General features: G+C 70.3%; 7 protein-coding genes and 1 pseudogene (1 of these 8 only partly in view). 3 read left to right on the top strand and 5 right to left on the bottom strand.

The features are described from left to right. From QZV94_RS14420 to mnmH, 4 genes are all read right to left on the bottom strand, one after another. The coding region (locus tag QZV94_RS14420; protein WP_293678605.1) for an efflux RND transporter permease subunit at positions 1-1,340 on the bottom strand (1,340 nt) is incomplete at its 3' end. Next, complete coding sequence (locus QZV94_RS14415; protein ID WP_293678604.1) at positions 1,337-2,518, bottom strand: efflux RND transporter periplasmic adaptor subunit; 1,182 nt, start codon at positions 2,516-2,518, stop codon at positions 1,337-1,339. The genes QZV94_RS14420 and QZV94_RS14415, both read right to left, overlap by 4 nt. 193 nt (positions 2,519-2,711) lie before the next feature. Beyond that, positions 2,712-3,482, bottom strand: a complete 771-nt coding sequence (locus QZV94_RS14410) for a class II aldolase/adducin family protein (RefSeq protein ID WP_293678603.1) — start codon at positions 3,480-3,482, stop codon at positions 2,712-2,714. Positions 3,483-3,499: 17 nt separating this feature from the next. Next, positions 3,500-4,582 (bottom strand): tRNA 2-selenouridine(34) synthase MnmH, encoded by a 1,083-nt coding sequence (gene mnmH, locus QZV94_RS14405; protein ID WP_293678602.1) that lies wholly within the window; start codon positions 4,580-4,582, stop codon positions 3,500-3,502. Between the two features lie 37 nt (positions 4,583-4,619). Between mnmH and selD the strand changes: the two genes are divergently transcribed. Further along, on the top strand, positions 4,620-5,675 hold the full coding sequence (gene selD / locus QZV94_RS14400) for a selenide, water dikinase SelD (RefSeq protein WP_293678601.1): 1,056 nt from the start codon (positions 4,620-4,622) through the stop codon (positions 5,673-5,675). On the opposite strand, the gene glpK is transcribed toward selD, so the two are convergent. Further along, on the bottom strand, positions 5,672-7,165 hold the full coding sequence (gene glpK, locus QZV94_RS14395; RefSeq protein ID WP_293678600.1) for a glycerol kinase GlpK: 1,494 nt from the start codon (positions 7,163-7,165) through the stop codon (positions 5,672-5,674). The two genes, selD and glpK, sit on opposite strands and share 4 nt — an antisense overlap. 106 nt (positions 7,166-7,271) lie before the next feature. On the opposite strand from glpK, the gene QZV94_RS14390 reads away from it, so the two are divergent. Then, the gene (locus QZV94_RS14390) at positions 7,272-8,396 is read left to right on the top strand and encodes a DUF2336 domain-containing protein (protein ID WP_293678599.1); all 1,125 of its coding nucleotides are present in this window, start codon (positions 7,272-7,274) and stop codon (positions 8,394-8,396) included. Between the two features lie 70 nt (positions 8,397-8,466). Continuing rightward, positions 8,467-9,070 (top strand): annotated as a pseudogene (locus QZV94_RS14385) (NAD kinase) (it continues 215 nt past the right edge of the window).

Genomic DNA, 9,070 nt, shown 5'->3' with positions numbered 1-9,070 from the left:
TCGATGCGTCTCTGGATGTTCTCGACCACCACGATGGCGTCGTCGACCAACAGGCCGATGGCCAGCACCAGGGCCAGCAAGGTCAGCAGGTTGATCGAGAAGCCCAGCGGCGCCAGGACGATGAACGTCGACAGGATGCAGATCGGCGCGACGATAGTCGGGATGATCGCCGCGCGCGCCGTGCCCAGGAAGAGGAAGTTCACCAGCGCGACCATGGCGAGCGAGATGCCCATGGTGATCCAGACTTCCTGGATCGCGTGCCGGGTGAAGGCGGTGTAGTCCACCGCCACCTCCAGCTTGGTGCCCTTGGGCAGGCCGGGGTTGATCTCCGCCAGCGTCCGGCGGACGCCGTCTGAGATCTCCAGGTCATTGGCCAGGCTCTGGCGAGTGATGGCGATGCCCACCTGGTCGCGGCCGTTCGAACGGAAGCTGCGCCGGTGCTCGTCCGGCCCCTCCTCCACGCGGGCGATGTCACCCAGGCGCGTGATGTAGCCCTGGGCCGAGCTGGCGCCGGCGACGTCGCGCCCTTGCGCCGCCCCGGCGCCGGCCGCCGCGCCGCCGAGGGCGGCTGAGGCCTGGGGCTGCGTCGCGGTCCGCGCGGGTACGATCGGCAGGCGGGCGAACTGCGCCGGAGTTGCATAGCCGCGCGCGACGCGGATCGTGAAGTCCTTGGCCGGGGCCTCCAGCGAGCCGGCCGGCAGCTCGGCGTTCTGGCTGTTGAGGGCCGTCTCGACGTCTTCCACGGTGAGGCCGCGCGAGGCCATGGCGTCGGGGTCGAGCCAGATACGCATGGCGTAGTACTGCGCTCCGCCGACGCCGACCGTGGCCACGCCCGGAACGGTGGAGAGCCGCTCCACGAGATAGCGCTGGGCGTAGTCCGTCAGTTGCAGCCGGTTCATCGTGCTGGACGTGAAGCTGATGAACATGATCGGCGCGGCGTCGGCGTTCGCCTTCTGGATCTGTGGCGGATCGGCCTGTTCGGGCAATTGCGCCGACACGCGGCTCACGGCGTCGCGGACGTCGTTGGCGGCCGCATCCAGGTCGCGGTCGAGCTTGAACGAGATGCTGATCCGCGAAGACCCGTCGCGGGACGAGGAATTGACGCGGTCGATCCCCTCGATCCCCGCCACCTGGCGCTCGATGAGCTCGGTGATCCGCTCCTCGATCACTTCGGCCGAGGCGCCGCGGTAGCTGGTGAAGATGCTGACAACCGGCGGATCGACGCTGGGCAGCTCGCGCACGGTGAGCGCGCTGAACGAGGCGAAGCCGACGACGCACAGGATGATCGCGGCCACCGCCGCGAACACCGGCCGTCGGACCGAGGTGTCGGACAGCGTCATGCCGCGGGCCGCTGGGTCGCGGGCGGCGCGCCGGGCTGGCGGGGCGCGGCGACCCGTACGGGCTGTCCGGGCTGGATCTTGTTGAGGCCGTCGGCGACGATCCGGTCACCGGCGCGGACGCCGTCGCGAATCTCCACGAAGCCGTGCTGGCGCAGCCCCGTCACGATCGGTCGCTGCTCGGTCATGGTCCGCTCGCCCGCCTGGCGCAGGACATAGACGAAGGCGTTCTCCGCCTGGACGGAGACGGCCGACTCCGGCGCGCTCAAGCTCTGCCGCACGCCGCGGGAAACGCCGACCCGCACCAGCATGCCAGGCTTCAGCCTGCCGGCGGCGTTGGGGAACTCGGCGCGAGCGGTGATCGCGCGGGTCCGCTCGTCGATGCGGGTGTGCAGCTTAGCGATGCGGCCGACGAGGGTCTCGCCGGGATAGGCGTCTGCGGTGGCCAGGATCGACTGGCCTTCCCGAAGCTGGCTGAGGTAGCGCTCCGGCACCTGGAAATCGACACGCATGGCCGAGACGTCGTCCAGCGTCACGATCGGCGCGCCGGGGTTCACCAGCGCGCCGGGGGCGATGTCGGACAACCCCACGATCCCGGCGAAAGGGGCGCGGATGGTGCGGTCGTTCTGACGGGCGCGGGCGGCGGCGACATCGGCCTGGGCGGAGCGGTAGGCCGCCTCGAACTGGTCGATCTGCGCCTTGGAGGAGAAGCCCTTCTCGCCCAGGCTCCGGTAGCGTTCATAGGCGCGCTGGGCTTCCACCAGCCGGGCCTGCGCCTGGGCCGCGCCGGCGTCCTGCTCGGCGCCCTTCAGTTCCACCAGGATCGCGCCTCGCTTGACGTACTGGCCGTCGGTGAAGCGCACCTTGTCGACCAGTTGGGTAGCCGCCGCCGTCAGTGTCACCGACTGGCGGCCCTTGGCGACACCCAGCACCTCGATGGTGTCCTCGAAGGCGCGTGGCTGCACCACCGCCACCGAAACCATCGTCGGGCCGCCGAAGCCGCCGCCACCGGCGCCCGCGCGCCGCGCGCGCGGTCCGCCACTGGGACCGCCTGCGCCCTGGGGCGCCTGCGCGCCGGCGCCGGCGCCGGCCGTCTTGGTGAGCACCTTGAACGCGCCCGCGACGACCATCAGCGACAGAATGACGACCGCGGCGATGAGGAAGAAGTGGCGTCTGATCAAGACCGCGGGCTCCGGCGCCCGAGACCACCCAGGCATTCTACTGACAGATATTTGCCGCTCTTAGGCCGCATGCATACACGCGGTCCAGTGACAGCAGGATGGCTGTCCGTTGCGGGCTTGAAATTTTCGCCTGCGAAATCAACGGGCGCGCTGGTTTTCGCGCCCGTGCGGCAGTCCGCCGATGCCCGCGGGCCTAGGCGTCGTAGCCTGGCGACTCACGGTCCAGCTTGCGCAGGCAGGCAGGCCAGGCCAGGGCCCCGCCCATACCGCGCGCGGTCTGCGCCAAGACCTCTGCCTGGGCCGCATCCGGTGCGATGAGGACGTTGTCGCGGCCGGCGGACATGGCCATGACCTGCATCGTGCAGGACCGCTCAAGGTAATACATGCCGACCCAGCAGTCCGCCGCCGTCGCGCCTGCCGAGAGCGTGCCATGGTTGCGTAGCAGCATAAGGGTCTTGTCGCCGAGGTCCGCGACCAGCCGCTCCCGTTCGTCATGGTTGAGGGCGATCCCCTCATAGTCGTGATAGGCGAGCCGCGGCAGTACGATGAGCGCGTGCTGGCTGAGGGGCAGCAGCCCCATCTTCTGCGCCGCCACCGCGACGCCCGCGTCGGAGTGCAGGTGCATGACGTAATGGGCGTCGTCCCGCGCCGCATGCACGGCCGAGTGGATCGTGAAACCCGCCGGATTGATGAAGTAGGGCGTCTCCTGGAGGATTTTCCCGTCCAGGTCGATCTTGACCAGCGACGAGGCGGTGATCTCGTCGAAGGTCAGCCCATAGGGATTGATCAGGAAGTGGTGGTCCGTGCCCGGGATGCGCGCGGAGATGTGGGTGTAGACCAGATCATCCCACCCATAGAGCGCCACCAGGCGGTAGAGCGCCGCCAGGTCCACTCGCGCCTGCCACTCCTCCGCGCTGACCCTGCCCTTCAGCGACACCACGCCTGCGACCGAACCGTCCGCCATGGCGACCTCCCTTGTTCTTAAGTCTGCCCCAGAGTCCTACTGGGAAGGCCCAGCGTCAAGCGCGCCGCGGCTTCGGCGGCGCGGGCCATGTCCTCGGCGTCCCCCGGGCGGACCCGCAGGGAGCCGAGCGGCAGCCGCGAACTCTTCTTGCGCGCCCGGTCGTAGGCCGGATCGTAGTGCAGAGCGAGCAACGCCTCGGCCAGCTCGGCGAAGGCGCCGGCGTCGGCCAGGCCGCGCCAGCCGGCCAGGCGCTCTCGGCTGGGATGCACCGGCAGCCGCTCGATCGCCGCTTCCAGCGCGTGTCGGTCGGCGGTCAGTTCCGCATAGGCGGCCACCAGGTAACGGGCCCGCTCGCCCCGGTCTGCGACCAGCTCGATGTAGGGCGCCGCCGCAAGCCGCGACCACAGAGCCGGCGGCAGCATCCGCTCGCCGATCTTGCTCGCCTCCGCTTCGGCGACCACGGGACGAGCGGGGTCCAGCGCGTCGAGGGCGGCCAGGAGCCGGCTCTCGAACAGCTTCTGGCTGGGCTGCGGGCGCCCCGCCAGGGCGCCGAACAGCGAGCCGCGGTGCTCCGCCAGGGCCTCCAGGTCCAGCGTCTGCACGCCCAGCCCCGCCAGCCGCTCCAGCAACGCGGTCTTGCCGGTCCCGGTGTGGCCATCCAGCAGCACGAAATCGAGGGCGAGGGTTCCATCGTAGAGCCGGGCCGTCACCTCGCGGCGGTATGTGCGGTAGCCACCCTGCAGCACGGTGGTGCGCCAGCCGACCTGGGACAGGATCGTCGCCATGGCGTTGGAGCGCATGCCCCCGCGCCAGCAGTAGACCAGCGGCGCGAACCCGCCGCCCTTGTCCGCCAGCGCCGTGCGCAGGTGCGTGGCGACATTTTGCGCCACATAGGCTGCGCCCAGCCGGCGAGCCTTGAAGCGGCTGTCCTGCACGTAGATCGTGCCGATCTCCGCCCGCTCGGCGTCGGTGAGCACCGGCAGGTTCACTGCGCCCGGCACATGATCCTGCGCGAACTCACTGGGGCTACGCACATCGATCACCATGTCGAATCGCGACATGGCGGCGGCGGACCCATCGTCGGTGAGCAGCAGGCTCATGGGGATGCTATAGCCCGGTTTGCGTTGGGGAGGTCCTATGCCTGAAGTCGTGCGACTGACGTCACTTGCCCATGGCGGCGGTTGCGGCTGCAAGCTGTCGCCATCGGTCCTGCGCGAGATCATGGCGCGGATGCCCGCGGCCGCGGCCTTCCCGAACCTGCTGGTGGGCTCCGAGACGTCGGACGACGCGGCCGTCTGGCGGCTCAACGACACACAGGCGCTGGTCGCCACCACGGACTTCTTCATGCCGGTGGTCGACGATCCGTTCGACTTCGGCCGTATCGCCGCGACCAACGCCCTCTCCGACGTCTACGCAATGGGCGGGACCCCGATCCTGGCGCTGGCTATCGTGGGCATGCCGATCGCCCAGTTGAGCGCCGACACCATCGGCCAGATCCTCGCCGGCGGAGCGTCGGTCTGCGCCGCAGCCGGCGTGCCGGTGGCCGGCGGCCATTCCATCGACAGCGTTGAGCCGATCTACGGGTTGGTGGCGCTGGGTCTCGTGCATCCGGACCGGGTGCTGAAGAACAGCGGCGGGCGGGCAGGCGATGTCCTGATCCTCACCAAGCCATTGGGCGTCGGCGTGCTCAGCGCCGCCTTCAAGCAGAACCGACTCGAGCCGGGCGGCTATGAGGCACTGATCGCCACGACCACCCAGCTCAACGTCCTCGGCCGCGACCTGCCACAGATCGAGAGCGTTCACGCGGTGACCGACGTTACCGGCTTTGGCCTTATCGGCCACGCCCTGGAGATGGCCCGGGGCGCGACCCTGGTCGCCGAGATCTCCGCCGAGGCCGCGCCGCTGCTGCCTGGCGTCGAGGCGCTGGTGCGCGCGGGCGTCCGCACCGGAGCCTCCACCCGCAACTGGGACAGCTACGGTGGACAGGTAGAGGACCTCATCGGCGTGGACGACTGGCGACGCGACCTGCTGACCGATCCGCAGACCAGCGGCGGGCTGCTGATCGCCGTGGCGGCCGAGGCCGAGCAGGTGGTGCTCGACGCAGCGCGGAGCCGCGGCTTCCACCAGGCGGCCGTGGTCGGTCGCCTGGCCGCTCCGTCCGGGGTCGACGCGGCGCGCGTGCGCCTGGTCTAGCTGGAGCGAACCCGGGCCACTGCGTCGAGCCAACGCGCGTAGGCGCCCTCCCGCGCCTGCCGGCCCAGAGCCGGCGTGAAGCCCTCGGTCTTCGGTCGCGAGGCCGCCGCGTCCTCGACATCGCGGTAGACTCCCGCGCCGACGCCGGCGAACAGCGCCGCGCCCAGGGCGGTGGTCTCCTGGTAAGCCGCGCGGCAAACGCTGACGCCCGTCAGGTCGGCCAGCCGCTGGCTGAACCAAGGGCTCTTGGCCATGCCGCCGTCGATCCTTAGTTCCGCCTGCCCCGCGAAGGCCTGGGGGGCATCGGCCCGCATGGCTTCGATCAGGTCGCGGGTCTGCAGGGCGCAGGCGTCGAAGGCGGCCCGGGCGATCTCAGGCAGGCCCGCGTCGCGCGTCAGGCCGAACAGCGCCCCCCGGGCGTTGGCGTCCCACCACGGCGCGCCGAGGCCCGTGAAGGCGGGAACCAGCACCACGCCGAGCTCCTCATTGGCGCCAGCGGCCAGCTTCTCGACCGCCTGTGGGCCGCCGGCGACGCCGAGGGCCTCGACCCACTGGATCGCCGCCCCGGCGATGAAGATGGCCCCCTCGAGCGCATAGGTGGTCGTACCACCCACCCGGGCCGCCACCGTGGTGAGGAGGCGCGCGCCCGAAAGCGGCGCCGCCTCGCCCGTGTTCAGCAGCAGGAAGCATCCGGTGCCGTAGGTGGCCTTCATCTCGCCGGGCCGGATGCAGCCCTGGCCCATCAGCGCGGCCTGCTGGTCGCCGGCGACCCCCCGGATCGGGATCGCCCGGCCCAGGATCGCGGCGTCGGTCTCGCCGTAGTCGCCGGTGCAGTCGCGCACTTCCGGCAAGAGCCCGAGCGGCACCTGCAGCATCTCGCCCATCTCGACCGACCAGTCTCCGACCCGGATGTCGTAAAGCAGGGTCCGCGAGGCATTCGTGGCGTCGGTGGCGTGGACGCGGCCGCCCGTAAGCTTCCAGATCACCCAGGCGTCGATGGTGCCGGCCATCAGTTCGCCGGCCTCGGCGGCTTTCCGAGCGCCGGCGACGTTGTCGAGCAGCCAAGCCAGCTTGGTCCCTGAGAAATAGGGGTCCAGCAACAGGCCGGTGATCTCGGTCACGCGCCCTTCCCGCCCCGTCCCGCGCAGCTGTGCGCAGAGCGGCTCGGTCCGACGGTCCTGCCAGACGATCGCCCGGTGGATCGCCCGGCCGGTGGCCTTTTCCCAGATCACCACCGTCTCGCGCTGGTTGGTCACCCCGATGGCGGTCACCTCGGCGAGCTTGCGGCCGGCCGTCTCCACGGCTTCCTTCAACACTTCGACCGCGGCGGCGAAGATCGCCTCGGCGTCATGCTCCACCCAACCGTCCCGCGGGTAGAACTGCTGCAGAGGCCGTCCCGCCTCGCCCAGCGCCGTCCCATCGGCGGCGAACAGGATCGCCCGGGTCGAGGTGGTGCCCTGGTCGAGCGCCAGGATCAGCGGATCAGCCATGGCGGCGCGCTCCCTACCGTTCCGAGACTCGCCTTAAGCATGTCTTCACGCGAGAAGGCCACAGTCCGCCGCTGCCGTGCTCACTTTAGAATGGAGGGATCCGGCGTTGAGTCTCGCGATGGACAGCGAAAGCCTGTTCGATCTCGCCAAGAGCCGCCAGCCGGCGGACCGGGAGCGCCTGCTCCTGGCGATCGCGGACCTGTGCGACTCGCCCCACGCGGTGCCGGCGATGAAGTCGCCCGCGATCCAGGGCCTGCTTTCCTCCATCTTCATGAGCCTCGTTGTCGAGGCCGAGCGCGACATCCGTCATCGCCTGTCGGCGAAACTCGCGTCTGCCGACTGGGCGCCCAACGCGCTGGTCAACGTGCTGGCCCTCGATGACATCGAGATCGCCCGGCCCGTCATAGCCATGAGCCCGGTGCTGCACGATCTCGACCTCGTGCGCCTGCTGGTCGAGGCCACCATCGAGCATCAGATCGAGGTGGCCCGCCGACCCTGCCTCAGCCAGGCCGTGATCGGAGCCATCCTGGAACAGGCCGAGCCTGCCGTGATGACCGCGCTGGCCGGCAACCACACCGCCGAACTCAGCCCCGCGGATATGGAGGAGCTGGTTGAGGCGTCGCGCCAGATCGCCGCCATGCGCACGCCGCTTTCGCAGCATCCCAAGCTGACCGGCCAGCTGGCCAAGCGCCTCTACCTCTGGGTTGGCCTGGCGCTGCGCCAGGGCCTGGCCGATCGCTTCCGCCTGGACGTCGCGATTCTGGACGAGGCGCTGGCCGCCTCCGTGGCCGAGGCGCACAACGGAGTGACCACGGACGCAGCGCCGCGCACCAGCCGGGCGGGCGAGCGCGAGGCGATGGAGCACCGGCTGATCGACAAGCTGCACGCCGCCGGGCAGCTGCGGCCCGGCTACCTCGTCCGCGCGCTGCGGGAAGGACGGCTGGGCCTCTTCTGCACCGCGCTGGCCGTGCTCGGGCGCTTCGAGCCAGAACAGGTGCAGGCGACGCTGGATTCCGACCGCCCGGAGTTGCTCGCCCTGGCCTGCGCGGCCGTGGGCATCGACCGCAGCGTTTTCCCCGACATCCTGGACATGGCCCGTAACCTCAACGACGGCCGTCCCGGCGGCGGGGCGGAGGGCGCACGCAAGGCCTCGGTCGCCTTCGCGCCGGTCTCGCCGGAGGTCGCCGGAGCCGCCTTCCGCCAGGCGGCGCGGTCGCTGGCGCCGGCCTGAACGCCGGACCCTGGCGCTAGGCAAACGGTCGTTTGACAGACGCCGCAGCTTCGGCATTTCTGGCCCGGCCATGAGCAGAGCCAATTTCGTCACCCGCCTGACCTTCGTGTCGAGCACGCGGCCCGAGGCCATCGAGTCACGGGAAAAGCTCGCCGCGCGCTATGGCGACGCCGGTCTGGAGGCCGCCCAGGTGATCGTGGCCCTTGGCGGCGACGGCTTCATGCTCGAAACCGTCCACGCGCTGATGCACTCGGGCAAGCCGCTCTACGGCATGAACCGCGGCTCGGTCGGCTTCCTGATGAACGAGTTCAGCGAGGACGACCTGCTGGGCCGTATCAACGCCGCCGAACAGGCGGTCATCCATCCGCTGCGGATGAATGCGATCGACGTGAATGGCCAGACCCACGAGGCGCTCGCCTTCAACGAAGTCAGCCTGCTGCGCACCACGCGCCAGGCGGCCAAGCTGCGGATCTCGGTCGATGGCAAGGTGCGGCTAGGAGAGATGATCTGCGACGGCGCGCTGATCTCCACGCCCATGGGTTCCACCGCCTACAACCTCTCGGCCCACGGCCCGATCATCCCGATGGACGCCAAGATCCTCGCGCTCACCCCCATCAGTGCGTTCCGCCCCCGCCGCTGGCGCGGGGCGCTTTTGTCGCACACCGCGCGCCTGC

Source organism: uncultured Phenylobacterium sp. (assembly GCF_902826855.1).
Taxonomy (GTDB): Bacteria; Pseudomonadota; Alphaproteobacteria; order Caulobacterales; family Caulobacteraceae; genus Phenylobacterium.
This window is presented reverse-complemented; position numbering and strand designations above follow the sequence as displayed.